The organism is Gilliamella sp. ESL0232 (assembly GCF_013346885.1).
GTDB classification, from domain to species: domain Bacteria; phylum Pseudomonadota; class Gammaproteobacteria; order Enterobacterales; family Orbaceae; genus Gilliamella; species Gilliamella bombi.
The window spans coordinates 211,173-236,341 of record NZ_JAAEDW010000002.1; the positions used below are offsets into that span (position 1 = coordinate 211,173).

Annotated in this window: 29 protein-coding genes, 1 tRNA gene and 1 pseudogene; 8 read left to right on the forward strand and 23 right to left on the reverse strand. The window is 32.9% G+C overall.

The window, feature by feature from the left end:
• The first annotated feature begins 93 nt into the window (after positions 1 to 93).
• Positions 94 to 714 (forward strand): YrbL family protein, encoded by a 621-nt coding sequence (locus GYW75_RS04030; protein WP_085165835.1) that lies wholly within the window; start codon positions 94 to 96, stop codon positions 712 to 714.
• On the opposite strand, the gene pmrB is transcribed toward GYW75_RS04030, so the two are convergent.
• From pmrB to hemA, 16 genes and pseudogenes are all read right to left on the reverse strand, one after another.
• Positions 683 to 1,786 carry a two-component system sensor histidine kinase PmrB gene (gene pmrB / locus GYW75_RS04035; protein ID WP_174798530.1) on the reverse strand — a complete coding sequence of 368 codons (1,104 nt, stop codon included), beginning with the start codon at positions 1,784 to 1,786 and terminating at the stop codon, positions 683 to 685. The genes GYW75_RS04030 and pmrB overlap by 32 nt on opposite strands.
• A gap of 33 nt (positions 1,787 to 1,819) precedes the next feature.
• The gene (gene pmrA / locus GYW75_RS04040) at positions 1,820 to 2,482 is read right to left on the reverse strand and encodes a two-component system response regulator PmrA (protein ID WP_174798531.1); all 663 of its coding nucleotides are present in this window, start codon (positions 2,480 to 2,482) and stop codon (positions 1,820 to 1,822) included.
• A 96-nt stretch (positions 2,483 to 2,578) separates the two neighbouring features.
• Positions 2,579 to 2,815, reverse strand: a complete 237-nt coding sequence (locus GYW75_RS12720) for a phosphatase PAP2 family protein (RefSeq protein ID WP_363319033.1) — start codon at positions 2,813 to 2,815, stop codon at positions 2,579 to 2,581.
• Positions 2,743 to 3,015, reverse strand: a complete 273-nt coding sequence (locus GYW75_RS04050) for a phosphatase PAP2 family protein (protein ID WP_238786395.1) — start codon at positions 3,013 to 3,015, stop codon at positions 2,743 to 2,745. Before GYW75_RS04050 ends, GYW75_RS12720 begins: the two co-directional genes overlap by 73 nt.
• A gap of 284 nt (positions 3,016 to 3,299) precedes the next feature.
• Positions 3,300 to 3,455, reverse strand: coding sequence for an integrase core domain-containing protein (locus tag GYW75_RS12725; protein ID WP_411630497.1), 156 nt, complete (start codon positions 3,453 to 3,455; stop codon positions 3,300 to 3,302).
• Between the two features lie 122 nt (positions 3,456 to 3,577).
• Positions 3,578 to 4,000: pseudogene (locus tag GYW75_RS12730) on the reverse strand (IS481 family transposase); the annotation flags it as partial.
• 331 nt (positions 4,001 to 4,331) lie between these two features.
• Positions 4,332 to 4,541: a hypothetical protein gene (locus tag GYW75_RS04060; RefSeq protein ID WP_034914571.1), complete on the reverse strand. Its 210-nt coding sequence runs from the start codon at positions 4,539 to 4,541 to the stop codon at positions 4,332 to 4,334.
• A gap of 70 nt (positions 4,542 to 4,611) precedes the next feature.
• Positions 4,612 to 5,409: a DUF3944 domain-containing protein gene (locus GYW75_RS04065; RefSeq protein ID WP_174798534.1), complete on the reverse strand. Its 798-nt coding sequence runs from the start codon at positions 5,407 to 5,409 to the stop codon at positions 4,612 to 4,614.
• A 113-nt stretch (positions 5,410 to 5,522) separates the two neighbouring features.
• Entirely contained in the window at positions 5,523 to 5,789 is a 267-nt protein-coding gene (locus GYW75_RS04070) for a YkgJ family cysteine cluster protein (protein ID WP_174798535.1), read from the reverse strand.
• Complete coding sequence (locus GYW75_RS04075; RefSeq protein ID WP_174798536.1) at positions 5,786 to 7,357, reverse strand: cobalamin adenosyltransferase; 1,572 nt, start codon at positions 7,355 to 7,357, stop codon at positions 5,786 to 5,788. The genes GYW75_RS04070 and GYW75_RS04075 overlap by 4 nt, the downstream gene beginning before the upstream one ends.
• Positions 7,358 to 7,419: 62 nt before the next feature.
• The gene (locus GYW75_RS04080) at positions 7,420 to 8,490 is read right to left on the reverse strand and encodes a hypothetical protein (RefSeq protein WP_034914564.1); all 1,071 of its coding nucleotides are present in this window, start codon (positions 8,488 to 8,490) and stop codon (positions 7,420 to 7,422) included.
• A 60-nt stretch (positions 8,491 to 8,550) separates the two neighbouring features.
• Positions 8,551 to 9,495 (reverse strand): WYL domain-containing protein, encoded by a 945-nt coding sequence (locus tag GYW75_RS04085; protein WP_174798537.1) that lies wholly within the window; start codon positions 9,493 to 9,495, stop codon positions 8,551 to 8,553.
• A gap of 476 nt (positions 9,496 to 9,971) precedes the next feature.
• A tRNA-Leu gene (locus tag GYW75_RS04090) sits at positions 9,972 to 10,058 on the reverse strand.
• A gap of 98 nt (positions 10,059 to 10,156) precedes the next feature.
• Positions 10,157 to 10,399: a zinc ribbon domain-containing protein gene (locus GYW75_RS04095; RefSeq protein ID WP_065575322.1), complete on the reverse strand. Its 243-nt coding sequence runs from the start codon at positions 10,397 to 10,399 to the stop codon at positions 10,157 to 10,159.
• 118 nt (positions 10,400 to 10,517) lie between these two features.
• Positions 10,518 to 10,775, reverse strand: coding sequence for a DUF1289 domain-containing protein (locus GYW75_RS04100; protein ID WP_065625977.1), 258 nt, complete (start codon positions 10,773 to 10,775; stop codon positions 10,518 to 10,520).
• Positions 10,776 to 10,811: 36 nt separating this feature from the next.
• Complete coding sequence (gene hemA, locus GYW75_RS04105; protein ID WP_065559989.1) at positions 10,812 to 12,083, reverse strand: glutamyl-tRNA reductase; 1,272 nt, start codon at positions 12,081 to 12,083, stop codon at positions 10,812 to 10,814.
• Positions 12,084 to 12,249: 166 nt separating this feature from the next.
• Here hemA and lolB point away from each other — a divergent pair, with 166 nt between their 5' ends.
• The 3 genes from lolB (at position 12,250) to GYW75_RS04120 (ending at position 15,033) form a co-directional block, all read left to right on the forward strand.
• Entirely contained in the window at positions 12,250 to 12,870 is a 621-nt protein-coding gene (lolB, locus tag GYW75_RS04110) for a lipoprotein insertase outer membrane protein LolB (RefSeq protein WP_174798538.1), read from the forward strand.
• Positions 12,871 to 12,882: 12 nt separating this feature from the next.
• On the forward strand, positions 12,883 to 13,725 hold the full coding sequence (ispE, locus tag GYW75_RS04115) for a 4-(cytidine 5'-diphospho)-2-C-methyl-D-erythritol kinase (RefSeq protein ID WP_174798539.1): 843 nt from the start codon (positions 12,883 to 12,885) through the stop codon (positions 13,723 to 13,725).
• Positions 13,726 to 13,971: 246 nt separating this feature from the next.
• The gene (locus GYW75_RS04120) at positions 13,972 to 15,033 is read left to right on the forward strand and encodes a bifunctional transcriptional activator/DNA repair enzyme AdaA (protein ID WP_174798540.1); all 1,062 of its coding nucleotides are present in this window, start codon (positions 13,972 to 13,974) and stop codon (positions 15,031 to 15,033) included.
• 63 nt (positions 15,034 to 15,096) lie between these two features.
• Here the strand turns inward: GYW75_RS04120 and GYW75_RS04125 are convergent, their stop codons facing one another.
• Genes GYW75_RS04125 through GYW75_RS04135 form a run of 3 tightly spaced genes read right to left on the reverse strand, consistent with a single transcriptional unit; the run spans position 15,097 to position 18,584 of the window.
• Positions 15,097 to 15,780 (reverse strand): response regulator transcription factor, encoded by a 684-nt coding sequence (locus GYW75_RS04125; RefSeq protein WP_034914577.1) that lies wholly within the window; start codon positions 15,778 to 15,780, stop codon positions 15,097 to 15,099.
• Between the two features lie 2 nt (positions 15,781 to 15,782).
• Entirely contained in the window at positions 15,783 to 17,228 is a 1,446-nt protein-coding gene (locus GYW75_RS04130) for a sensor histidine kinase (RefSeq protein WP_174798541.1), read from the reverse strand.
• A 3-nt stretch (positions 17,229 to 17,231) separates the two neighbouring features.
• Positions 17,232 to 18,584, reverse strand: coding sequence for a vWA domain-containing protein (locus GYW75_RS04135; RefSeq protein WP_174798542.1), 1,353 nt, complete (start codon positions 18,582 to 18,584; stop codon positions 17,232 to 17,234).
• A 215-nt stretch (positions 18,585 to 18,799) separates the two neighbouring features.
• Here GYW75_RS04135 and apt point away from each other — a divergent pair, with 215 nt between their 5' ends.
• The 3 genes from apt (at position 18,800) to GYW75_RS04150 (ending at position 21,855) form a co-directional block, all read left to right on the forward strand.
• Complete coding sequence (gene apt, locus GYW75_RS04140; protein WP_065609011.1) at positions 18,800 to 19,351, forward strand: adenine phosphoribosyltransferase; 552 nt, start codon at positions 18,800 to 18,802, stop codon at positions 19,349 to 19,351.
• A gap of 272 nt (positions 19,352 to 19,623) precedes the next feature.
• Positions 19,624 to 20,394, forward strand: coding sequence for a dimethylargininase (ddaH, locus tag GYW75_RS04145; protein WP_174798543.1), 771 nt, complete (start codon positions 19,624 to 19,626; stop codon positions 20,392 to 20,394).
• 51 nt (positions 20,395 to 20,445) lie between these two features.
• Complete coding sequence (locus tag GYW75_RS04150; RefSeq protein ID WP_174798544.1) at positions 20,446 to 21,855, forward strand: basic amino acid/polyamine antiporter; 1,410 nt, start codon at positions 20,446 to 20,448, stop codon at positions 21,853 to 21,855.
• Positions 21,856 to 21,866: 11 nt separating this feature from the next.
• On the opposite strand, the gene GYW75_RS04155 is transcribed toward GYW75_RS04150, so the two are convergent.
• Complete coding sequence (locus GYW75_RS04155) at positions 21,867 to 22,613, reverse strand: tRNA1(Val) (adenine(37)-N6)-methyltransferase (protein WP_174798545.1); 747 nt, start codon at positions 22,611 to 22,613, stop codon at positions 21,867 to 21,869.
• Positions 22,603 to 23,268, reverse strand: a complete 666-nt coding sequence (gene nfi, locus GYW75_RS04160) for a deoxyribonuclease V (protein ID WP_446719038.1) — start codon at positions 23,266 to 23,268, stop codon at positions 22,603 to 22,605. The genes GYW75_RS04155 and nfi overlap by 11 nt, the downstream gene beginning before the upstream one ends.
• A gap of 59 nt (positions 23,269 to 23,327) precedes the next feature.
• Between nfi and GYW75_RS04165 the strand changes: the two genes are divergently transcribed.
• Positions 23,328 to 23,909, forward strand: coding sequence for an IMPACT family protein (locus tag GYW75_RS04165; protein WP_174798547.1), 582 nt, complete (start codon positions 23,328 to 23,330; stop codon positions 23,907 to 23,909).
• 249 nt (positions 23,910 to 24,158) lie between these two features.
• On the opposite strand, the gene GYW75_RS04170 is transcribed toward GYW75_RS04165, so the two are convergent.
• Both GYW75_RS04170 and GYW75_RS04175 read right to left on the reverse strand, forming a co-directional pair.
• Positions 24,159 to 24,605, reverse strand: a complete 447-nt coding sequence (locus GYW75_RS04170; protein ID WP_174798548.1) for a hypothetical protein — start codon at positions 24,603 to 24,605, stop codon at positions 24,159 to 24,161.
• Positions 24,606 to 24,641: 36 nt separating this feature from the next.
• Positions 24,642 to 25,085, reverse strand: a complete 444-nt coding sequence (locus GYW75_RS04175) for a hypothetical protein (protein WP_174798549.1) — start codon at positions 25,083 to 25,085, stop codon at positions 24,642 to 24,644.
• Positions 25,086 to 25,169 lie beyond the last annotated feature (84 nt).

Here is a 25,169-nt window from a genome sequence, read left to right on the forward strand (position 1 = left end):
TAAAAGCGCTAGAGTAAAAATAAAAAATCATAGCGAGAAGGAATGCTTACTGATAAACTAAAATCAACATTAAATAACAAAATATTTAAATAAATGAACAATACAATTCAACTTTCAATAGAAGATTATATTAGCAAAGGTTTGCACCGAAAATGTTATCGTCATCCAAATGATCCCAATAAGTGTATCAAAGTGAATTATAATGTTGGTGCTGAAGATGAGACTAATCGAGAAATTTCTTATTATAAACATCTAATTAGACGTAATGTTTCATTCGATGCAATAGCAAAATATTACGGTCCAGTTTCAACCAATTATGGCAAAGGCCATGTTTTCCAACTCATCCGAGATTATACCGGTGAAATAGCTATACCACTTGAAAAATACCTCGCTGATACAAAATTAACTAAGCAATATTACGATGATTTAGTTACTTCATTAAGAAATTTGAAATCAACCCTATTAAAAGATCGTATTATTACAATGACAATAAAAAGCAAAAATATTTTGTTTCAGCACTTAAGTGCAGATAACAGTCGCTTAATTATTATCGATAATATCGGTAATTCAACTCTTATTCCTATTGCCAATTACATTCCTTTTTTTGCTAAAGCCAAAATTGAACGAACTTGGCAACGTTTTTTAACATCCATTATTAAAGAAAATAGCAACAACAAATTAATCACTCGTTTAGTTGACGAAGTGAATCAGTAATCCTCAATTGTGCAATAGCACCTTTTACATTATTAGGTCTATTTTTTAAGGTAAATAGACCTTGATGTAATTTAGCAATACGGTTGACTATACTTAAACCAAGCCCAATACCATTATGCTTGCGATCCATACGAAAAAAGGCTTGAGTCAGTTTTTCGCTTTTAGACTCATCAATGCCATTACCTTCATCTTCTACAGTAATAATGATATCTTTTTTAATTTTGTAACAGCTTACCACAATTTTAGTGTTCTCAGGACTGTAGCGATAACTATTTTCAACTAAATTACGTACTAATAGTCTTATTAAGGTTGCATCACCATTAAAAATAAGATCTTTATCAGTCAAATACCATTCGAGCTGTTGCTGTTTTTGTGAAGTCAATTCTGTTAGTTCATCAGACAGCGGAATCATAATATCATTATAAAAATTAATATGTTGATACTGTCCTACAGTAAACTTTTGACTAGCTCGAGCAAGCATTAATAGCTGTTCTACAGTACTGACTAATCGATCTATACGATCAATTAACTCTGTGCAATCAATGTTATTGTTATTTTCTAACAATTCTAGATGTAAACGAATGCCTGCTAAAGGTGTCCTCATTTCATGCGCTACGTCGGAGGTAAAAAGACGTTCTTGAGATAATGTTGTACTCAGCCTAATAAAAAGATTATTCAATACAGATGTAATCGATTTAATTTCACGCATATTGCTAATTGGCGCAATGGGTTTTAGATTCTCTTCAGTACGTTGATTAAGATCTTTCTCTAAAATTTCCAACGGTTTTGTGATCCACCTGATCGCTTTATACGCTAAAAATAGTGTTACTGCCATCATAGAAAAGGCTGAACAAAACAAAACAAAAATCGCTTCTAATTCTTCTTCTTCAACAACCTCATCAATTTTATTTTGACTTAGAGTCAAATTAACCAATACATCTATTTGTTCTTTACTTTCATGCCATAACCAAAGGACAGTAATAATCTGACAAACCAACATGATAGAACCCAAAGTAAAAAATAGGTTCCAACGAATACTGTGGCGTATATTACTAAGTGATTCTGAAATCATAATTTAATTATCTAATTTAAATTAATCGAGTTATCAACATCCATCATTAAGTTGATAACCATAACCTCGTACTGTACGAATAAAATTTTTACCCAATTTATTACGTAATCCGTGAATATACACTTCCAAAACATTTGAGCTAGGGTCACTCTGCCAATCATAAAGATCATTTTGCAATAAATCACGGTGGACCTTTTCGCCAGCTTTTAGCATTAATCGAGATAATACAATAAACTCTTTTGGTGTTAACACTACTTCTTGGTTATTAACAGTCACTTTTTGTTGTTTTATATCAATATTAATAGGACCATAACTGATAAAATTATCTGCGGTACCTTGATCTCGACGAATTAACGCTCTTACTCTAGCTAATAATTCAGTTAAAGCAAAAGGTTTAATCAAATAATCATCGGCACCATTATCTAAACCATCGACTCTATCTTCTATGGTATCGCGTGCAGTTAAAATCAAAACTGGCGTTGAAATATGATTTTTTCGCCAGCGAATCAGTAAGTCAAGTCCATCACAATCAGGTAATCCTAAATCGAGTATAATTAAACTAAACTGCCCAAATTGAATATAATCTTCAGCTTGTTTACCATTTGTAGCAACTTCACAAACATAACCATTTGACGTTATACCATCGTATAAACCTTTCTGTAGCAAGCTATCATCTTCAACAATTAATATTTTCATTGATGATTTACCTTAATATAAATGTTGGAATCACTAAGAATTCTCAATCGTATAATTATCAGTAATTATATACTTCACGTTACATATCTAAAGCTATTAATTGCGCTCAATAAGAACATACTTATTAAGAAACTTGTTAATACTTATCCAATTTTTATTAATTAAATACGCCGATAATATACTTAAAATAAATCCGACAATAATATCTAATGGCCAATGAATCCCTAGATATATACGACTCCAACATACAAGTACAGCAATTAAAGCCAATAAATATAGATCTGTTCTAAAGCGATATGCATTATCAAAAAAACAGCAAAAAACATCGTCCACACAAATACCGCATGTTGGCTCGGTAAAGAACTTGTTTTGTCATGAAAAAGATAATTAGTACCAACTTCAACCACAAAAGGGCGTGGAGAATAAAAACAATAACGAATAACAAAAGTAACTAATAATGCTAACCCTAAACTAAATACTATTTTTAAAATTAATTGCCTATAAATAGGCCGAATACACCAACCGATTACCATAATAATAACAGGTAGGTAAACCAAATAGTTAGCACAAAAATAGCAAAAAAGACAAATGATTTAGATGCATGATCTGAAGCGTTTATTAATAAAAAAATTTGCGTATTAAAATCATGCCACATAAGCTATCTCTCTAGATTCACCCAAATTATTAATAATTTAACGTATAAACCTTAAGAGAACCTTAATATAAACTTATTCAGTAATCAGATAAATGTAAAATTTGATGTACTTTTAGATTTAAATTCGTCATTTAAATAAAGTGTAGGAAAACGCAGAGTTTTTTACACTTCATGGTTAAAATAATCCTCTAAAAACTCATAAGGCGTTTTCCCTGAAATCGCTTTATGTGGTTTAACGGTATTATAAAAATTAATAAATCGTTTAAGCTTTTGTTTTCTATCTTTTGAATTACTAAATATATGCTGATTATGCCACATCGCAATTCAAAGTTCGTATCACTCTTTTGAGCTTTCCCATTCGTTTGTGGACAGACTAGTTTCGTGAATTCTTGATGGATACGATGGTTGTTACACGTTTTAACAAATAGGTGTTCGCTGGTGCCTTGATATTCACGTCCATTATCGGAATAAATACATTCAATGGTATAAGAACATTGGGCTAATATATCATTTTGTAAAAACTGTGCCGAGCTAAATTGGGATTTATCAGGGTAAATACTGGCATAAAGCTCACGTGAAAAATCATCAATACCGACAAATAAATATTCTCTAGTTTGCTGTTTCGTTTCATTTTTAAGTAAAGGTAAACGTTTGGTATCAACGTGTAGCATTTCTCCCGGATAGGTTTTGTTATAGCGTTTAGCTTGCCGTCTTAATTTATCTTCAATCGATTTTTCGACTTTAACCAGACGTTTAATTCCATAACGAATGGTTTTATAACGTTCATTCTTACTGGTTAAAGGCACAAAAAGCTTCAATCGGGCTTTCTTTAGTACATTATAAATGGTAGGCCGACTGACCATAAAGCGTTTTGCCAAATCAGTGACCGTTATTTTTTCTTTATGATATAAGCGCCATATCTCTTGTCTGTAATAAGGCGTTAGTTTTTTATGTATATTCAATACAGTACTGTATCAAATTACTGTAAACAATGCGGAAAATCCTCACATTGCTATCACATTGCTAGCTACTGAAGCCGATATTATTGATCTAGATAACAAATATCGGTCTTGTGCACAAGATAGATCAGTTGGTTTATTATAAAATTTGGTGACAGAATTAACTGTCACCTTTAACTATTAAATATACAAAATTTAGGATAGGTCTGGTGGCCTATCCAGTCTTTTCCTACAACTAATTAAAAACGCGATTAATAAGCTTATTAACAACTCCACCAACAATAACCGAGGTTACAAAACTAGCTAATACTCGCCCTTCTGTTTTTATTGATTTAAGATCTTCATCTTCTTCACACGCTTTTGCTATTTTATCTTGCGCAGTATATACTGCTGCTGTTGTTAAAAGAAGCCCAGAACCCACACTAATTAATTTAAAAATTGACATGTATAACTCCTTATTGTTTTATAGCTAAATAGATAAGCACAACTTTAATTAGAAAAATAAAAAACTTTTGTTAAAGATTTTTTCCCATTATTTTTTTAAGATCTATATTATTTTTTAATATATGATTCGTTATTTTTGCATCATTGTATTTTTTTCTTAAGGTTGCTATATATAAACAAGCTGGAATTGTTACACGATAAGCTGGTCCTGTAATATTAAATAGTAGCCATAAATGGTTTATTGCCAAACAAATAGATAATACTAATTCCTGATATCGCCTCGGATAAGGTCTTGGTAACATTACTGTCATTATATTTCCTGATTTAAAACCAAAATTGTTTAAAATGCTAAATATTAAATAATTTGAAATTAAAGAAGACGAAGTCATAAAATTTTGAATCCCCATCATTACCATGGATGGTGTAACTTTAGAATTAACATTACCCAATTCTGCTGCTATTTTTTTAAGGTCTTTTTGACTTATATTTTCTAATGATTGCTTGAGAAGTGAATTTAATAAAGCATCTTCAATTTTTTCAATAAAAAAAGGTGCTGGCTCACTTAATATTGTATTAGTTCGATTACATACATCTATTAATATTTCACGATAGCATACCCCTTTACCTTGCCTTAATAAATTCATTCCTGAATTTGCACCAAATGTTTGAAGCTCTGCAGCTATAGATTTCCAATATAATTGATGGTTAGGATAATGTCGTTTATAACTTGCATCGCTTGTTAATGTTTCGGTAAACCGAAGGGTATTATCCTTAGGATCAACAGTCAATATAGAAACCAATAATTCTAAATCTTCATTAGTACATTGTTTTAAAAAAACTAGGTCTGAATCATCTCTATAAATAGCCATTTATACTCCCCTTATTAATTATTAATTATGATTACAACACTATAGCAATCAGAATTTCCTTCATAAGGAATTTAAGGTGTTTTCGTTCTAATTTTTTATTACTGGTTCATTTGTTATTTTGAATTCAAAATTTTGCATGCAATAGTGTTTATCTCGATAAACTCAACCCAACTATATTTATTTTTATAATTGAGCTGGTATTGTTTATCTACACGGCAAATATCTGGCCTTGTTTCATAAATGGTACATAATTTTGTTTGATGGTCATAATAACGACATACCCCATTACCACTATCAAGAAATTGCGTTTCTTGTGAACGATTAACACTGCAACAGCAAGCTCCACATTGATAACAAGGAAACGGGGGGGAATTACTCATAATGATTTTACCCATGAATGCACTGATTCTAAATTGCCAGCTTCAAATGGTAATTTAATTCCTCGGCGAGTTACTTCTTCTTTTAACAGAAAGCTGCGTTCTAGTTCATTATTGGTCATAGTAAGATGCAATGTAAACGACGCTAATTGTTGTGTATCCATATTGAACTCTAGCCTTGCTAACTCTTTTAAGTAATTATCTAACTCAGTATTTACAGCTTTAAAAAAATCGAGAGTTCTTTCGTATTTATCTTTAAATTTATCTAAAAAAGCCCAAATTTTTTGAGGAAGAGTCCCTTTATCTAGATAGTGATTAAATGCTAATGTTAAAATACCAGTCGCTAGTGCACTACAAAATGCAGATAACTCAGTGCCAAATGGAAAAGCAAATAATTGTGAACATATGCTATAAATAGCAGTACCACAAACAACGGAAATTCCAGCACTAATAATTTTACTTACTTCTTTGACTAATTGACCTAAAGGCAATGAATCAGGGTTGCAAAAGATTAATTTTATAGCTGCCGTAATATGCCCCCACATTTCACGGATCATTTTTCCAAGCATTTTTTGCGTAGTGAAAAATATATTGGTAACAGTAGTGGTTACACTCGATAACGCACCACTAGCAGCGCCATCTTTGAAAGAATTAAAAAAATCTTTAAATTTTAATTTTATTCGTTCCCATATAGCATTAAATACATCGCTAATATCATTTAAAAAATTTTTTATAGAAAAATTATATTTATTATTTGCATAAATAGAAGGAAATTGATCGCGTAGTTCAAACCATGCCTCAGCAAGAATAAGCCCTAGCATCTGTCTTGTTCCCATTTTAAAACCAGAAAGAGCTGATTGATAAGCGACATCTTTAGCAAACTTACTGCTAGTATAATAGGCTATATTGACAGTTCTCTCGTATTTAGCCCGTGCTTTTTTGTCTATTTCAAGCATTTTATTAAAGTTTGCTTTTTCTTTATTTTCTAACTTTTCTAATGATTTTTTTTCTTGATCTGTTAACGATTTTTTCTGTTTTAGTATAGCTATTTCTTGACGGGTTTGAGTAAGTTCATTTTGAAGTTTGCTTACAAAGTCAGACATTGAACTTGCTTTCTTAGACTTATTTAATGTTTCATTAGTGAAATATAAATTGCTACTGTCATTAGCAAGGTCAGTTCCTGATAATTCAGCTAATATTCTACCTTGATCGTGATGTATTTCATTTGCAGCAATAACATGATCTAAATTTTTTTTATCATGTTGAGCAAATATTTCCCCTGTGTAAGCATCTTTTAAGGTATTTGCTTGATGAGCGATTTTTCCTTGTCGATTTGTCTCAATATAATTGGCATGAGAATGATACTCATGTGAATCATATTTTGAGTTTTGTTCATTTATTATTCTTTCTCTATCGGTTGCGTAAATGTTTTGTCGTGCATTATGAACAGTATCAACATCTCCACCTACATTATCTTTAAATAATAAAAAATCTAATCCAAATGAAGTTACCAAAGATTTGACAACGGTATTATGTAACTCTTCGCCCCAATCCATTTCCTGTTTCATCATTATTTTTAGTCCTCGTTAATATAATCAATAAAACAAAAGCCAAGTATTCTTGGCTTTTATCATTACATTTCCTGAGTAAAATCTTTATATTCTTTTTCTTTGTTAATTAATACATTATCTAATTCTTCTTGATTAAGAATATTGAATCCATCACTATCTTTTTCGACTTCAACAATACTATCTTCGGATACTGTTTTAATTTTAAAAAGTGGGGTTGTAATAATATCGGTCATAATAGCTGCCAATAAATAACCGTTATTAATAACTCTTAAGCTCTTTTCCGAATTATCGCTAATATCTTCTCCCCAACCAAGAACCACTATCTTTTGATGCAACTCTTTTAAAGCAGAAAAGTAATAATTAAAGGTCTGATTGATTTTTTCCAACGATGTATAAATTTTATCCACATAGTTATTTGTATTAGATAAATGTTTATCAATTAAATCCATTTTTGTTATTGCTGTGTCAGCTTCAGAACTTGATTTTTTTGCATTTTCTAATGCTTTTTCAGCGTGGTTTGCATACGCAAAACCAGCAATAGCAATCATTGGCGCAATGGCTGCAGCACCTAAAACCATTGCTCCACCAGCCATTCCCCAACCTCCAGCAGCAAGTGATCCACCTCCAATAGCGGCCATAGTGGCATTATATGCAGCTACGCCAGATAAAGCGGCAATAGGTGTTCCTGTTGAAGCAGCTGCAAAAGCCATTACTCCGCTATATACCGCAAAACTTGCAGCTGCTCCCGCTGCACCAGATGCTGCAACCGTACCTAAAAACCCCACTGTAGAAAAAGAATATTCTTCAATTTTATCCATCTTAACTTTAGGAACAGATAACTTAAGATCTTTATTGTCATTTTGTTTCAATTGTTTTAATAATTCGTCGGAAATTTTTTTAAATTCACCAAATGATTTACCAATATTAAGTTCTAATGTACCTAATCGCTCTAATTTCTGTTCTGAAACTTTGTTTAATACATCCAGTTCATCTTTTCGTTTGTTATATCGGCTTTTGGTTCTTTCCAAGATTTCATCAGCTTCTGATTTTAGTTGATAACCATCGTATGCTTTTTTGCCACCAACTGCTGCAGCGACTGCAGCTGCACCTGCAAGAATAATAGGTAATGCCATTGTTATTTCCTCGTTAAATTTATGTTAATTAAAATATATTATGTTTGTATCGCAATAAAACTAGGATGTGATCATCTTTGCTTGCTCTCCAAACCCCCTAACCCAAGCGTTTAACTCACGTTCACTAGATGTGGTGATAGTAAGAATAATTTCGCCATTTTCGATTTCTTCGATTTTTTGTTCATCGCACCAAATTCTTTCTTTGACATAACCAGCCGCTGATTTGGTAAATTGAATTGAAAAAGTACGAGGTTCATGTTCTGGTAAACCAAACGTAGTTTTATTTTGAATGTGATCTGGTACTGATATAGCAACTTTTTGGTTAATAAAATCTAATTTTTTTATTCGGTGGATTGCCAAACAAGTACTGTGTTTTAATTCTGTCGCAACGTTATTTGAAATTACGCCATAAACGTATAAGGCATGATTCATTGCAATTACTTTTTGCGGAATAAAATAGTGGTTTTTTCCTTGTTGATTACCACTAGCAATATAATGAATGTGGCAAAAAGTCTTGTTTTCAATACACTTTAATAAGTCCTCAATAATGCTAACTTTCTCTGAATAATCAATCTTCCCTTTACTAAAAAAGGCAATAGGTTTACTTAGTGAAAAGTGTTCTCTTGTATCTAACTCTAATAACAACATAGAAAGATGCAATAATGTTTGATCAATACGTTCACCAATCTCTGGTGGAATAAAGGGTTTGGACAATTCGCGGCACAAACTTAGATATCGTAATTCCTGATAATTTAAACCTAGTGTATTTTTATGATTGATCTGCAAACTATACCAACGACGATTTTTTTCCTTGCCAGAGCAGAAACATTCAGGGAAAGATAACTCGATCTGTTCAGCTAGTCGTATTACTGTTTGAGCAGAACAGTTTAGTATTTCAGCTAAATCTGATTGATAATGCGGTTTATTATCTGATAGCAAAATGTGATACATTTTCAACAGTTTTTGTCCTGCACTAACATTTGAATCTTTCTTCCTACCCATCATCTATTTACCTATTGTAACCTTTTCCCTAATTAGAAATATTGCTTTATTTTTAATCAAAAATTTTTACAGAATAATATAGCTTTTCTTAACTTAAAGTATTAACTGAATTTATAAATTAAACTTTATGCTTGATCTGAATAAAAATCCGATAACATTTACATTAATAATGTTATATTCTGATTACGCATTAAATTATCAGATTGTTTTTCCTATCTACGGAAAAAGAAATAAAAAGAATTATTTTTTTATTTAATTATTGATGAATAAGAGAAAATTGTCATATCGGAATTTTCGATCAATTAATGATCATCGATCGTTTATTTCGATCAATATTACTCAATTCTATCTTTTTTGTGCTTATTTTGATGTAATTTCAGTAGAGATTAGTTAGCTAGTTTATTAAATATAGCTGAACTCAGTTTTGATAAGACTTTAGACATAAAAAAACCAGCTTTAAGCTGGTGTTCTTTGTGACTTGGTGCCAGTGGTCGGACTCGAACCGACACGCTTTTAAGGGCGGCGGATTTTGAATCCGCTGCGTCTACCAATTTCGCCACACTGGCATTAAACGTGTAAATAAGTAAACGTTAGCATTATACTAAGCTTTACAATATCTGCAACAGGTATTATCGTAAAGCGTTTTGGTTGCCTAAAAAATCAACTACCACCTGCGTTTCCAAGCAGGTAATTTTTTAAGGATTATATAAGCAGTTTGTTTAGCTACTGCATTATCAACATTGTGATTTTGAGCATATTGTAATGTAACTTCATGCCATTTTTCATCAAATGTTTTCATTGTGCCATCTTTATGAGCACAATGTTTACAATAGTTTTTAGACATATCGAGCAATGGATAATCAGCAATAGCAGTCATTGGCATGCCACATGCAATACACATTTTCATATTTTAAATTCCAATAATATTAAAAAAGGTGACTAAATAATTGCCATCTTTATATGTATAAAAATCCTACTCTGAGTTAAACAAGATTACAATATATATTAAAAATAGATAAATAGATTTAGAAATTAAGATCGAATTGAGGTGTTACTGGATTTAAGTCTTGTTGTTGTCGTTGCTGTTTTGATAATAGATAACGGCGTTTTAATGCCCGTTGTTTACATAAACGCAAAACTTTTTGCTTTTGGCTATCACTCAAGGTTAACCAACTAAATCTTTCTTCTCTTGAGCGATAACAAGCAATACAATAGCCTTGTTTATCAGTTACACAAACTCGTTTACACGGGCTTGGAATATCAAAAAATTCAATCTGATCCAATTTATTCCTCGTTTCCTAAGCAAAACGACATATTGACTAATGTTCTTTTAATCCTAATCCTTTACTTAATACTTTAAAACAGTCATCACAATCATGTGTAGCTGCATGAAGTAATGTTTGAGTCGGTGCGTGGATTAATTTATTGGTTAAGCGATGCGAAAACTCAGCAAAAACATCGTCAATGTTAGCGCCCTGCCTGATGGCATTTAAGGCTTTTATTTGTAACTCACGTTTGATACTTTCTGCATTACTACGATACTGCTTAACATAAGCAACTGCATGTCTAGTCTTAAGCCAATCAATGAAAAGTTCAGCTTGTTCTTGAATAAGATATTGCGCTTCTTTAGCGGCAATAGCTCTTTGTTCTAAATTACTTTCAACCGTTTTTTGTAAGTCATCAATAGTATAAAGATGCACATTATTGAGTTGACTAACCTCTTCCTCGACATCGCGAGGAACAGCTAAATCAATAAACAGCATTTTACGATGATTTCTAGCTCGTAAAGTGCGCTCAACCATGCCTTTACCTATAATAGGTAAAGGACTCGCTGTTGAGCTGATCACAATATCAACATCTTTAAGTCGATTAGCGATATCAGGTAATGAAATGATTTCTGCATCAATATCAACCGCAAGTTTTAATGCCTTTTCACGGGTTCGATTGGCAATAATAACTTGATTAAATCCATGCGGTTTTAAGTAACGTGAAATAAGCTCTATTGTTTCACCCGCGCCAACAAGCATAATATTTAAATTAGAGGTATCACTAAAAAGATGGCGAGCAACTAAACAAGCAGCATAAGCGACAGATGCTGTATTAGTGCCAATATTGGTTTCACTACGGACAATTTTCGCTACATGAAATACTTTTTGAAATAGTTTTTTTAATTGAACAGATAAGCAATTTTGTTCTTGAGCAAAACTATATGCTTGCTTAACTTGCCCTAGAATTTGTGGCTCACCAATGATCATAGAATCTAAACCACTTGCTACCGACATCAAATGTTCAACAGCTTGTTGACCGTCATACCAATAAAATGAATCTTGGTATAGATCAACATCAAGATGATGAAATTGTCCTAACCAACTTTCTACAGATTGTTTTAATCTTAGATAGTCAGTTTGATGCTCATAACTAAGATAAATTTCTGTTCTATTGCAGGTAGACAAAATAACACACCCATCAACTAAAGGATGTTGGTATAAGCTGTATAGTGCTTTATCGACAATCTCATTAGGAAAAGCAAGCCTTTCCCTTAAAGCAACTGGCGCTGTTTTATGATTAACACCAAAAATTGTAATAGACATTGCATCGCTTCTTTTTTGAAGGTTATTAGATATATTATTTTATTAACAGTTCTTAAACGTCTATATTATACATAAAAAACAGTAAAGGTTCTTTTTCTTATTCAGTAAATTATCAGTTATAATACTGCACTTATTGACACAAACACTAACAACTAAGAGTTATTTTATGTCTAAAATCAAATATATATTTGTTTTCATATTACCTTTACTTATCACCGCTTGCCAAATAACAAAATCTCAAAACAACACTTCGATTGAAAAGCAGTGGCAAATCCGCCAACAAAATCTAAAACAAATAAACACATTCCAAGTTAAAGGTAGTATAGCTTACATAAGTGATAAATCTCGTAATTATGGACGATTTTTAATAGCTCAACAATCAACTGATAACTACCAAGTTAAATTAACCTCCCCCATTGGTAGCAATATTTTAACATTAAACGCCGAACCTAATTATGCTCAACTGGTTGATAAAGACGGTAGAAATTACCAAGATACCAATGTTGAAAATCTTATGAAAAAGATATCCAATGTAAATATTCCACTTAATTCTTTGCATAATTGGTTAAAAGGATTTTCAGACAACATCAATACTGACAAGTTAGATAGTTCAGGAAGATTACTTTCAACTGTCTTTATACAAAATAACAATAAATGGACATTAAAAATTCCAAGTTACTCTACTTATACTTATCAAAACAAAAAGATAGATTTACCTGCAACTATAGAGCTTACGCATGATGACGAAGTTGTTCGCTTAAAAATTAGTGACTGGATTTTACGATAAAGGATAATAGTTATGAAACAGTGGTTATCACCTGCTAAATTAAATTTATTCCTTTATATCACTGGACGCCGTTCTGACAATTATCATAATTTGCAAACGTTATTTCAATTTATTGATTATTGCGACATCCTAATCTTTAATGTTCGTCAAGATAATAAAATTAACTTATTAACCGATTTTACAAATGTACCCGTTAATAAAAACTTAATTGTTGTTGCTGCTGAACAATTGAAATCCTATACCAACCGTAATGATTTAGGTGTAGATATTACAATTGATAAAAAAATTCCTATGGGTGGTGGATTAGGAGGAGCCTCATCTAATGCTGCAACAGTATTAGTAGCACTTAATCAGCTATGGCAACTTAATTTATCAACCGAAATACTAATGGATATAGGACGAAAAATTGGTGCCGATGTCCCTATTTTTATTTATGGTCATGCGGCTTTTGCCGAAGGAATTGGCGATCAATTTCACCCTGTAGATATTCCTGAATATTGGTATTTAGTCACTTGCCCTAATATTGAAATATCAACAGTCGAAATATTTAATGCTCCTGAGCTAACTCGCAATACGCCAGCTCAAAGCATTACTGATTTACTTTCATTGAAGTTTAACGAATTAAAAAATGATTGTGAGGAAGTAGTTAGGAAACGTTATCCAACAATAAATAAAATAATTACTTACCTTTCCCAATATGGTACAACTCGATTAACAGGAACTGGTGCATGTGTTTTTACCCAATGTGAATCAAAGCAACAAGCATTAGCCATTCAAGGCAAACTTAATGCAGCACTATCAGTTAATAGTTTTGTCGCAAAATCGTTAAACACCTCTCCTTTATTCACAAATTAAACAAAAACCTTAATCAACAATCATTAAATGGTTAAGGTTTTATTACGTCAATATTTATATATTAAATATAACCACATTTTGACAAAGATAGAATGTGGTAATCACCAATTATATTTATAAACCATAAAAACAGTAAAATAAAAATAGTTGTCGATTTTTCGGTTGCGATGCTTATTGTTTATTTAATATGCTGACCAGATTACAAAACCCAGTTATCAATTAACTAAAATTAAGATTTTAAAAATTATGCTTATTACCAATTTAGACAAAAGGAAACAATATTATCAGGCTTTACTTGCAAAAGACCAAGGCTATATTGGGATATTCTATGCTGGAGTTAAAACAACTTCGGTATTTTGTATTGCAACTTGTCGGGCAAAGAAACCAAAATATGAAAATGTAGAATTTTTTAGCACTTTCAAAGAAGCTCTTGATGCTGGATATCGTCCTTGTAAAATTTGCAAACCAACTGAAAATTCTAACGCAGCACCATCAGAAGTCATTAAAGCTATCGCTTTAATTACCCAAAATCCTAAAACAAAAATATCCGATATGATATTAAAAGAGCATCAAATAAGCCCCGAAACGATCAGACGCTGGTTCAAAAAAAATTATGGTATTACCTTCCAAGCCTATCAAAGGATGTATCGAATAAATAATGCCTTTCAAGAGCTTAAAATTGGTAAAAATGTCATTAATATCGCTTATGATACAGGATATGTGTCATTAAGTGGTTTTGGATACACTTACAAAAAAATAATGAAAAATGCCTCATCTCAAAATACTAATAACGAAATTATTTTGGTTAATCGCCTAACTACACCATTGGGACCAATGTTTATTTGCGCCACTAATCAAGGTGTTTACCTATTAGAATTCGTGGATCGTCGAATGTTAGAAACAGAATTTAAACAATTACAAACACAACTTAATACAAAAATTATTTTTGGAGAAAATAGCCATATTGTTCAAGCTAAAAATGAAATTGATGAATATTTTCAAGGAATAAGAAAATATTTTGCAGTTAAATTACATACTCCTGGAACAGATTTTCAGCGAACTGTTTGGGACAGTTTAAAACAAATCCCTTATGGAAAACTAACTACCTATAAAGAGCAAGCAGAAAACATCAATAATCCACATGCTATTCGCGCAGTTGCAAGCGCAAATGGATTTAATCGAATTGCAATTATCATACCTTGCCACCGAGTCATTGGCTCAAATGGCGAATTAATGGGATATGGTGGAGGATTAGAACGAAAACGTTGGCTAATTGAACACGAAAAAAAATATTCAGATAAAAACTAAAAGTATTCTCTCAACACAAATTAGACTAATGCAAAATAAAGTTTTTTATTATCAAAAGTACGATTAATGCCTATACCCTACACCATGAACTGTTTTGATCAAAACTGGATTTAAGGGATCAATTTCGATTTGTTTGCGTAATTTCGAAATATGTTGATCTAGTGTTCGGCTGTTTGGCATATAATCATAGCCCCAAGCGTAATCAAACAGCATATCACGGGTAACCACGTTATTTTTATTTTTATAAAAACATTCCAGTATCTTTATTTCTCGTAACGAAAGCTCAATAGTTTGTTCCCTACGTTTAGCGCATAACTCAATTGGATAAACCAGCAAATCACCAAAAACAAAAGAATCATCAACTTTTGGATTGGATTGTTGTGATTTTAAATAACGTTTAGCTATAGCTTTAATTCTTGCTCTTAGCTCATGTACACCAAATGGTTTACTCATATAATCATCAGCACCTAGTTCAAGCCCTATTACGCGATCAATTTCTTCATCTTTTGCTGATAAAAATAAAATTGGCACATCATCATTTATTTTACGTATTTCACGACAAACGCTGTAACCATCAAGTTCAGGCATCATAATATCTAAAATAATAAAATCAGGTTGATTTTGTTCAAATAATTCTAGAGCAACTTTACCATTAGGAGCTTGAATAATTGAATAGCCTTCTTGTTCTAAAAGATCGGTCATACCTTTACGGATATATAAATCATCTTCAGCAATTAAAATCTTCATTTTTACTCCATAATAATTAACGAAAAGGCTACGCCAGGGTTTTCATTTACAACCTGAATGGTGCCATTCAATTGCTGTGCTAATTGGTTAGCAATGGTAAGTCCAATACCTGTACCAGCAACCCCTTCTGTTATTGATGAATTGATACGATAAAATGGTTTAAAGATCTGCCTGATTAAATGATTCGGTATGCCGATACCATAATCTCGAACTGTAATGATTGTTTGTTTGTCATTTTTATTGAGTAACAAATCAACTTTTTTACCTCTTGCAGCATATTTTTCGGCATTACTTAAAAAATTATTAACAATTTGTAACACACTATCTTCATCGGTATTAATCATGCAATTTTTATCACAATTAATAATTAAATTAAGTTGCAAAGATTTCTTTGCTAACACAGGTTTAAAAGTAGTATAAACTCGTTCAACTAGGTGTGTTAAATTGACTGGTTTAATATTCAGCTTGGCTGGCTTATTAAAATTAAGCACATTTTGTACTAATCTTGTCAATCGCTTGCTTTCACTTGTTATTACCTCTAAATAATCTGAAATTGGCACGGGCTCATCTATCAGTTTTTCTTGTAATAGTTCAGCATAAAGTGTGATATTGGTTAAAGGTGTTTTAAACTCGTGTGAAACCTGACCAACAAAGCTAACTTGTTGTTTTGCTAATCGTAATGTTCGAGTATATTCACGATAGCAATACAAAACAATAAAACTAATAGCAATGATAAATAAACCAATAACCCCACCACCAAGTAAATACAATACTAATAATTTAGGCGATTGATAATAATAAATTAATTTCCAATTCTGTAATGGATAATCTAGCGTAATAGTGATACTATCGGCCAATTGTTCACCATTAACATAAATCTGTTTATCGTGATCTAATAACACAAAATTATCAGCTAACATTTGATCGTCAAATAAACAAATCACATTTAACGAAAAATTAATGGTTGAAAGCTCAAAACCAATTATCGTGTCTGATTCAATTACCCAATAAATAAGATGATCATAGAATTGATACCAACCAAATTTAGGTTGAAATTGCTCAGATTGAGAATGATGATTAACTAAAATTGAACTATCGTATTCAATTGATTCAACAATATTGCTCCATTGCAGATCGGTTTTATTGCTAAAATAAACAATTTTATTATGTTTGATCTTAAAGATATTTTTAATATCGGTTTGTGATGCTAAAAAAACATCAATATCAGTTTGATCGCTATGTAAAAACTGAGCCAAACTATTAAAATAAACAGCTCGTTGATTTAACAGCGATTCAATTGATGATTTTATATTCTTCATTTGACTTTGTGCTAATAGCTTCTGATTAGTTTGGCGCATTAAGATCTCATGCTCAATAGTTCGCCAACCTAAATAGCTAAAAGCAACTATTAATATAAAAAAAGACAAAATCGCTGTTAATTTTTTCATAAGTTATTTTTTTATCACACTTTTCATATTTTGCTTAGATTCATACTGTTTTTCAGTCACTTTTTTACGATAAGTGTTCTCATCATCGGTAAGAATTGCATCAGCCATTATATTATTTTTATCCATTTGTTCTTTTAATCTACTACTTACTTCTGGCTCGCGTTCGCTTAACATTTCTGCTCGATCTCTAAGCTTTTTACTATTTTCTTGCAATAACTGTCTTGCTTCTTCTAATTTACCTTCATTATAAAGTTTTAAAGCTTTTTCATTTTCAAGTGCAACTTTTTGTATTTCTGATTCGGCAACGACTTCATGAACAATGGCTTTATTAACTACATCTTGATTATCAGTATAAGCAATTTTAACGACTTGGGTTTCATTTTCGGTTTTATTTTCTAATAAATTATTATATTGCAAATCAATTTTGGCGAGTGTTTTATTTTGCCCTACTTTACCTTTTTCTGGGATAACTTCTAATAATAGATACTTTTCTTGATTTGAATACAACTGATTCATTTTAACTGTGACTTGATTATCTTTAATCACACCATCACGACCAAGTAAACGCACAGGCTTAACACCTTCTTTCAAATGAATAGTAATAATTACATCTTGCGCAACAGCAGACATAACATCTTTAAATTCACGCACAAATACATTTTCAAGCTTTGCTGTATCATCAATAAATACATGATTACCATCACTATAACTTGCAATCGAAGACATTAACTGCTCATTATAATCACTACCAATACCTAACGTAGTAATAGCAATATTCTTTTTAGCTGCAATAATGGCTAACTCTGAAAGTTCGCCAACCGAAGAAGGTCCAATGTTAGCTTGTCCATCAGATAACAAAATAATTCGATTAACTTTATCTTTAGTTAGTTGCTTTTCAACTTGATTAATACCTTTACTTAAACCAGCAAATAATGCTGTACCGCCACCAGCAACAATGTGTTTATTAATCAATCTTATAATTTTTTGTTTATTAGTAACTTTAGAAGATGGCAAAATAACTTTAGCATCAGAATCATAAGCAACAATTGATAACATATCTTCATTATTAAGCATATTAACCGCAAGAATAGCCGCTTCTCTTGCTTTTTCAATACGGTCACCAGACATAGAACCAGAACGATCAATGACCAAAGCTAAATTAATCGGTACACGCTTAGATGAGTCAAACTCAATTCCAGTTAACGACACTTTTAAATAATTCTTTTCTTCTGAGTTTTCTAAGATAATAGGCGATGCCAATTCTGAACGAACCTGTATTTGATTATTTGTTTTAGCATTCCCCAAAAAGCTCAAGGCAGAAATTCCAATAAAAATAAGTGATTTAATAAATTTCATGTTATTTCCTTTTTTATATGAAGTTTATTCAATTATCTGCTTTTTATAAAATAAACTGTCTGAATATTGTATTTATTTGTAAAAAAATGTAAAAAAACAAGTTAAGAACTTTAATTTATGCCGATATTGACTTTTGTTTATTGCCATTCCAAATGGCGAGAGTATATAATAAAAAATTGTCCATTCTCATAGAAATGATATAGAGAACATTTAATATGACTCAATTACAAGAAAAACTTGCACTTATTAAAAATAGTATTATCACCATACCAAATTACCCTAAAAAAGGGATTTTATTTCGTGATATTACTAGTCTGCTTGAAGATCCTGTTGCATTTCGCACATCGGTTGAGCTATTAATCGATCACTATAAAGATAAAAAAATAGATAAAGTGGTTGGCACCGAAGCGCGTGGATTTATCTTTGCAGCTCCAATTGCATTAGCATTAAATATTGGTTTTGTACCAGTAAGAAAACCCAATAAGTTACCGCGCCACGTATTTAAAGAAGAATATCAGCTTGAGTACGGGACAGATACGTTAGAAATTCACACTGATGCCATTAAACCAGGTGAACGAGTATTAATTATTGATGATTTACTTGCTACAGGTGGAACAATTGCTGCAACAGCGAATTTAATTCGTAAAGCTGGTGGCATTGCCGAAAACGCCGCATTTGTAATCAACTTACCAGATTTAGGTGGCAAAACAAAGTTAACGGATATGGGAATTGATTGCTTTACTTTAGTTAATTTTGACGGCGAATAATTACTATTAAGGGCACAATTAGTGCCTTTTTTTATTTTGAATACTTTTATCTCTTTTCCTTTCTAAAATAAAATAAGTTAGTCATTTTCATTGCATAAAAAATAGATATGTACCACCACTCTATCTAAATTCAGCTAAATAAATCAAGATAAAAAACCAACAAAACCTCCAAAAACGAATGAAAATACACTTTACATCTTGATAAAGCCATAAATGTGAATTATTATTCACAAATAAAGCATAATTATTTAAAACAAAAGGAAATAGATAGAATGAAAAAATTTAACCATATTATTGCAAGAACACCAGCTAAATCACTAATTAATGGTTTAACATCATCCAACTTAGGCAAACCAAATTATCAAAAAGCCTTAGATCAGCACAATAATTACATTCGAGCATTACAACAGTGCGATGTTGATATCACTATTTTACCACCCGACGAACGTTTTCCTGATTCAGTCTTTGTTGAAGACGCTGTGCTTTGTACCCCATATTGTGCAATTATTACAAGGCCTGGAGCAGAAAGTCGCCGAGCAGAAACCGAAATTATATCAAACACCATTGAACGATTTTATCCCAATAAAGTTGAGCGAATCACCGCACCAGGCACCGTTGAAGCGGGCGATATAATGATGGTTGAAAACCACTACTATATTGGCTTATCTGCTCGAACCAACCAAGCTGGTGCTAACCAAATGATAGCTATTTTAGAGAAGTACGGATTAACTGGTTCGGTAGTTAAGCTTGAAAAAGTATTACATCTAAAAACAGGTTTAGCTTATTTAGAAAACAATAACCTATTAGCAGCAGGCGAATTTATAACTAAACCAGAGTTTCAACGCTTTAATATTATCGAAATTCCCGAACAAGAAAGTTATGCTGCCAACTGTATTTGGGTTAATGGTCACGTAATAATGCCGATGGGCTATCCAACAACAAAAGCAAAAATAGAAAAACTTGGTTATCAAGTTATTGAAGTTGATACATCGGAATATCAAAAGATTGATGGTGGCGTAAGTTGCATGTCACTAAGATTTTAATCGATCTATATTAAATATTAACCGTACTAAACCACATAATAAGACAACAACATGAATACATCGGTAAGAAAAAAGCTAGGCATCCTGCCACTCACACTGTTAGTGGTTGGCAGTATTGTAGGCAGCGGTATTTTCAGCCTACCACAAAACATGGCCGAAAGTTCGGGCTCTGGCGCTATTTTAATTGCATGGATAATAACCCTATTTGGCATGTTAATGCTAACACGGATATTTCAGTATTTATCGATTCGATTTTACAAAATCAATGATGGATTATATGGCTATGTGCGTGAAGGTTTTGGCGATTATATCGGCTTTAATGCAGCGTGGGGCTACTGGATATCAGCATGGATGTCGTGCACCAGCTACCTAGTGATTTTATTTAGTGCATTAGGATCTTTCGATTGCTTGAGCTTCTTTGGTCATGGTACTACATTACCTGCCGTTATTACAGCTATCATATTTTTATGGATAGTGCACTATTTTGTATTAAAAGGAATATATCGTGCTTTTTTATTAAATTGCCTAGTAACATTAGCGAAAATCGTGCCTATTGGTTTATTTATTGTTTGTGTTAGCCTTGCCTTTAAAATATCGACATTTAAGATAGATTTTTGGGGAACACCGCAATTAGGCTCAATTATCGAGCAAGTAAAAAACACCATGCTCTATACCGTTTGGGTCTACTTAGGGATTGAAAGCGCAACTGTGTATGCTGCTAGAGCCAAAAACATCATCAGCATTAGCCGAGCCACCTTTTTTGGCTTTGCTATTACCAGCTTATTACTTGTTTGCGTATCTGTGTTATCGCTTGGTATTGTGCCACAACTAGAACTTGCTCAAATGAAAAACCCTTCCATGGCACTTGTTATTGAACATGTAGTAGGCAGCTGGGGAGCAACATTAATTAATATTGGTTTAATTGTGTCAGTCAGTGGTGGATTACTATCATGGTTAATGCTAGCGGCCGAAATGCTATTTTTAGCTGGCCAAGGCACACAACACACAGTACCAAGTTGTTTTGGAAAACTCAACAAAGCAGGCACACCATCCAACGCATTATGGTTAACAACATGTTTAATAACCGTATTAATTATCCTTGCCCACTACTATCAATCTGGCTACAACACCTTAATCCAATTATCAACCTCAATGGTGCTTATTCCCTATTTACTGGCGGCTCTCTTTGTTTTTAAATTAGCCGTTCAACAAGGTAAAGCCTACTTAATTATGATTGGCGCTTTAGGATCGCTTTATGGCATATGGTTGATTTATGCTGGTGGCACAGTTTATTTATTACTGTCGATGGTACTCTATAGTATGGGACTCTGTTTTTACCTTTATGCCAGAAAGGAACGATCTTTGCCAGCATTTAGTTACTTACATGACAAAGTGTACGCTATTGCAATCATCCTATTAGCTATCATCGCTATTTTACACTTCTACATAACACCAAATTAATTAGTTAGGCGTTATTTTCGGAATAAATAAAAGTCAGCTAATAGCTTTCTGAACTCTTGAGAATAACGCCCATCACCATCTCGCATACACAATTGCTGCTCATCAATTTTATTAGCCTGGATAAATGAAAAAGCCAATAATGATAACGAAAAGTCTTTATCTGCACTATATCTAACATTCATCAGTTGGAATAAATATAACTGATTAGATTCACATAATAACCTAAACTGATTGGATAAATGATAAGGTAAAACTAAACAAAATTGCCCTTTCGGTTTTAGTAAGCGCTTAACTGTGTCAATAAGCTGTTGAAAGTTCAAGCTTTCGGTATAACGTGCCAACTGCCTTTGGGAATTGCGACAATCAACGGCAGATTCAAAATAAGGGGGATTAGTCACAATCAAATCATAGCCCACCGCATAACTTAGCTGAAATTGATTAATATCAGCATTAATCGCATTAATCAAAGTAAACCCAGCTTGTTGGCTATTTTGCTGACATTGTGCTACCGCCTGCATATCAATATCGATGGCATCAATTTGGCTGTTATCATGTTCTAACCGCTGAGCTAACATTAACGCAATTACACCACAACCACAGCCAATATCGAGTACCTTTTGCGGAGCCGAATCAATCGGAACCCAAGCCCCTAACAAACAACTATCGGTTGTTACCTTCATTGGACTTTTATCGTGCGCCACAAAAAAACGCTTAAAAGTAAAGCCACCTTTTTTTAACGGTAATGAATTATTCTGCATAAATAAACTTCTTAAACAAAGGCTTGTTAGATGCTATCGCATCAGCCCAGCGAGTCGGTTCTGGCAAACGATAGCCCCGCAAGCATAAATTAACCCATTTTAAGGCACTACCTTGACTTACTCGGTGACCTGTTGAAATAAATAAAGGATTGCAATTATTCTTACTACATAAAACCCAACCAATCTGTTCTTGCCTGTCTTGTAAAGGTGTTACATTACCTACTTGCTTAGGTAATATTTCGTATTGACCGCAAAGCCTTTTTTTAGCAACACCAATTGTTGGCATATCTAACAACAAACCTAAATGGCTTGCAATACCTAAACGCCTAGGATGTGCAATACCTTGCCCATCAACTAACAATAAATCAGGCTTTTGTTTTACCTGCTGCCAAACGGCAAGTAGCGCAGGGTATTCTCGAAAAGACAAATAACCAGGAATATAAGGAAACCCTGTATCAACCCGAGCAATATGATACTCAACAACCTCGAAAGTTGGATAGCGCAAAATAACGATTGCTGCTCGAGTAATCTTGCCATTATCTTCAAAACCGACATCAGTACCACCAACGTAATTTATTGACGGATTAAAGTCATCATCGCATTTAACCTGCTTGGCTAACGCCTGCTGTGTTTGCATTAATTGTTCTAAATTGATAGACATTTTTATTCTGTTCAGTATCATTATTCCAATAGATTGATTTTATCAGAATTAGCATGCCATATACATTAGCAAATCCTACCGAGTTAACAGAAGAAATCAAAAAAAGTCGTTTTATTGTCAATGCAGCGCCAGTCACATCAGCTGAACAAGCCACCGACTTTATTAATCAAATAAGCGATCTCAACGCCACCCACAACTGCTGGGCATGGAAGATTGGACAACAATACCGATTTAATGACGATGGCGAGCCCACTAGTACAGCAGGTCGTCCTATTCTTTCAGCCATTGAAGGACAAGATTGTGACCAAGTGGTTGTAGTAGTAACTCGTTACTTTGGCGGCATAAAATTAGGTACTGGAGGATTAATTCGTGCCTATGGCGGTTCAGCTAGCCACTGCTTACAACAAGCTGAGCTAATTGAACTCATTGCCCGCATAACGCTACAATTTCACTGTTATTATAACGAATGGCCAATTATCGAAAATCGTCTAAAGGAACTTGATTCCATTGTTGAAAATCAAGAGTTTGATGCTGAAGGTGTAAAAGTAAACGTCGCTATCACAAAAGACAAATCGCAACTCCTACAAAAAAATATTAGCGACATCACTCGTGGACGAGTTATTATTGAACTATAAGAATCACTCAGGTAGAATATTGATTTTATTTTATAAAAGATTAATTTTTTTATTGACTATCTTTTGTTATATCAAGTTTAATTTTTAATAAAAGTGCTTTTGGACTTTCAGTCATTAAAATGCAAAGCTCTCAGGCTTTGCTATTTTGGCTGTCCTCCTCGCACTGGAATTTTATTCTTTTATTGATTATTCTTTATTAATATCAGAATATCATCAGCACCATAAAGATTAATAACTAAGTCATAAAAACTAAGGGGTGGTGCAAAGACCATAATTAATAATAGAAGTCTTGAACCAAAAAATATCACCGTTACTAGCTCCCACATCAAACTGACCACTAAACTGCCCTATTCTAGTCGTGTCACTTGTCCAATAGTTTTGGTCAACGAAGTCCGCACCAGCGTAATGATACATAAAGCCCCACTCCGAAAATAATCCAGCACCTATTGTACGCAGGTAATTATTATTTTTTGATGGAGGTGTAGCGCCGATAGAGCCTTGGCAATTCGGACCTGAGCCAATACCAGAACAAACAGCGTTAGTCAGATCCTTAACCTGTGGCACACGATAACCCAAACCACTACACCAAGTTACCATATCAGGGTAGTGATATAATTCAGCCCCCCTAACTACGAACCATTTTTGCAGGACAAATCCATATTTAATTACCTCGTTCCCCTCTCTATCTCTCCCCACTAACTCAAAGGTCAGCGGTAACCTTGGCCTAGCAATTCAACTAGAATAAGGATTGAACCATTGATTTCTTGCCTCTGGACCTGTTAGTGTAACGCGAAATTCAACATCGCATTGGGCATTACATTTTGTTTTTCTTGTTACTGTAGCGGTAATTCCATCATGCGTAATTGGCGTTCCCCATGTTAATTCATCTGCATTTCCCCTTATGATTAAATCAAAATATAACCCATTTGCGCCCGTTGTCGGAAAATTTAGGTTATATGATCCCTGATCGGTTGATTGAACTAAGAACCCATAATCTGGGTGCCATATATCAGCAGGGCCAGCAAAATGGAGTCCACCCAGCTCAATATTGGGCTTTACAAATTTAAGCTCCCCCCATTGTGACGATGGCAGTATTACGGCATCACTACGATTAATCCTTCGACCATTTTTAACGGGTAATGCCTGTAAACTCCATAAAGAAGATAATAATAACAATACCAATACTAACAGAAATTTTCGGAATAATTTTGATAATAATTTGAAAGATAGCTTTGAAAATATAAACGTGGCGGGGCTAAA

What these genes read in the sequence shown, in the direction of transcription:
- GYW75_RS04155 (WP_174798545.1), bottom strand. Translation starts at nt 22,613, where the DNA reads ATGCAGAATAATTCATTACCGTTAAAAAAAGGTGGCTTTACTTTTAAG.
- GYW75_RS04095 (WP_065575322.1), bottom strand. Translation starts at nt 10,399, where the DNA reads ATGAAAATGTGTATTGCATGTGGCATGCCAATGACTGCTATTGCTGAT.
- GYW75_RS04075 (WP_174798536.1), bottom strand. Translation starts at nt 7,357, where the DNA reads ATGATGAAACAGGAAATGGATTGGGGCGAAGAGTTACATAATACCGTT.
- GYW75_RS04065 (WP_174798534.1), bottom strand. Translation starts at nt 5,409, where the DNA reads ATGGCTATTTATAGAGATGATTCAGACCTAGTTTTTTTAAAACAATGT.
- GYW75_RS04135 (WP_174798542.1), bottom strand. Translation starts at nt 18,584, where the DNA reads ATGAAATTTATTAAATCACTTATTTTTATTGGAATTTCTGCCTTGAGC.
- GYW75_RS04060 (WP_034914571.1), bottom strand. Translation starts at nt 4,541, where the DNA reads ATGTCAATTTTTAAATTAATTAGTGTGGGTTCTGGGCTTCTTTTAACA.
- hemA (WP_065559989.1), bottom strand. Translation starts at nt 12,083, where the DNA reads ATGTCTATTACAATTTTTGGTGTTAATCATAAAACAGCGCCAGTTGCT.
- pmrA (WP_174798531.1), bottom strand. Translation starts at nt 2,482, where the DNA reads ATGAAAATATTAATTGTTGAAGATGATAGCTTGCTACAGAAAGGTTTA.
- GYW75_RS04165 (WP_174798547.1), top strand. Translation starts at nt 23,328, where the DNA reads ATGCCATATACATTAGCAAATCCTACCGAGTTAACAGAAGAAATCAAA.
- GYW75_RS04085 (WP_174798537.1), bottom strand. Translation starts at nt 9,495, where the DNA reads ATGATGGGTAGGAAGAAAGATTCAAATGTTAGTGCAGGACAAAAACTG.
- GYW75_RS12725 (WP_411630497.1), bottom strand. Translation starts at nt 3,455, where the DNA reads ATGTGGCATAATCAGCATATATTTAGTAATTCAAAAGATAGAAAACAA.
- ispE (WP_174798539.1), top strand. Translation starts at nt 12,883, where the DNA reads ATGAAACAGTGGTTATCACCTGCTAAATTAAATTTATTCCTTTATATC.
- GYW75_RS04080 (WP_034914564.1), bottom strand. Translation starts at nt 8,490, where the DNA reads ATGGCATTACCTATTATTCTTGCAGGTGCAGCTGCAGTCGCTGCAGCA.
- GYW75_RS04150 (WP_174798544.1), top strand. Translation starts at nt 20,446, where the DNA reads ATGAATACATCGGTAAGAAAAAAGCTAGGCATCCTGCCACTCACACTG.
- GYW75_RS04130 (WP_174798541.1), bottom strand. Translation starts at nt 17,228, where the DNA reads ATGAAAAAATTAACAGCGATTTTGTCTTTTTTTATATTAATAGTTGCT.
- GYW75_RS04070 (WP_174798535.1), bottom strand. Translation starts at nt 5,789, where the DNA reads ATGAGTAATTCCCCCCCGTTTCCTTGTTATCAATGTGGAGCTTGCTGT.
- pmrB (WP_174798530.1), bottom strand. Translation starts at nt 1,786, where the DNA reads ATGATTTCAGAATCACTTAGTAATATACGCCACAGTATTCGTTGGAAC.
- ddaH (WP_174798543.1), top strand. Translation starts at nt 19,624, where the DNA reads ATGAAAAAATTTAACCATATTATTGCAAGAACACCAGCTAAATCACTA.
- GYW75_RS04120 (WP_174798540.1), top strand. Translation starts at nt 13,972, where the DNA reads ATGCTTATTACCAATTTAGACAAAAGGAAACAATATTATCAGGCTTTA.
- GYW75_RS04030 (WP_085165835.1), top strand. Translation starts at nt 94, where the DNA reads ATGAACAATACAATTCAACTTTCAATAGAAGATTATATTAGCAAAGGT.
- lolB (WP_174798538.1), top strand. Translation starts at nt 12,250, where the DNA reads ATGTCTAAAATCAAATATATATTTGTTTTCATATTACCTTTACTTATC.
- GYW75_RS04125 (WP_034914577.1), bottom strand. Translation starts at nt 15,780, where the DNA reads ATGAAGATTTTAATTGCTGAAGATGATTTATATATCCGTAAAGGTATG.
- GYW75_RS04050 (WP_238786395.1), bottom strand. Translation starts at nt 3,015, where the DNA reads ATGGTAATCGGTTGGTGTATTCGGCCTATTTATAGGCAATTAATTTTA.
- apt (WP_065609011.1), top strand. Translation starts at nt 18,800, where the DNA reads ATGACTCAATTACAAGAAAAACTTGCACTTATTAAAAATAGTATTATC.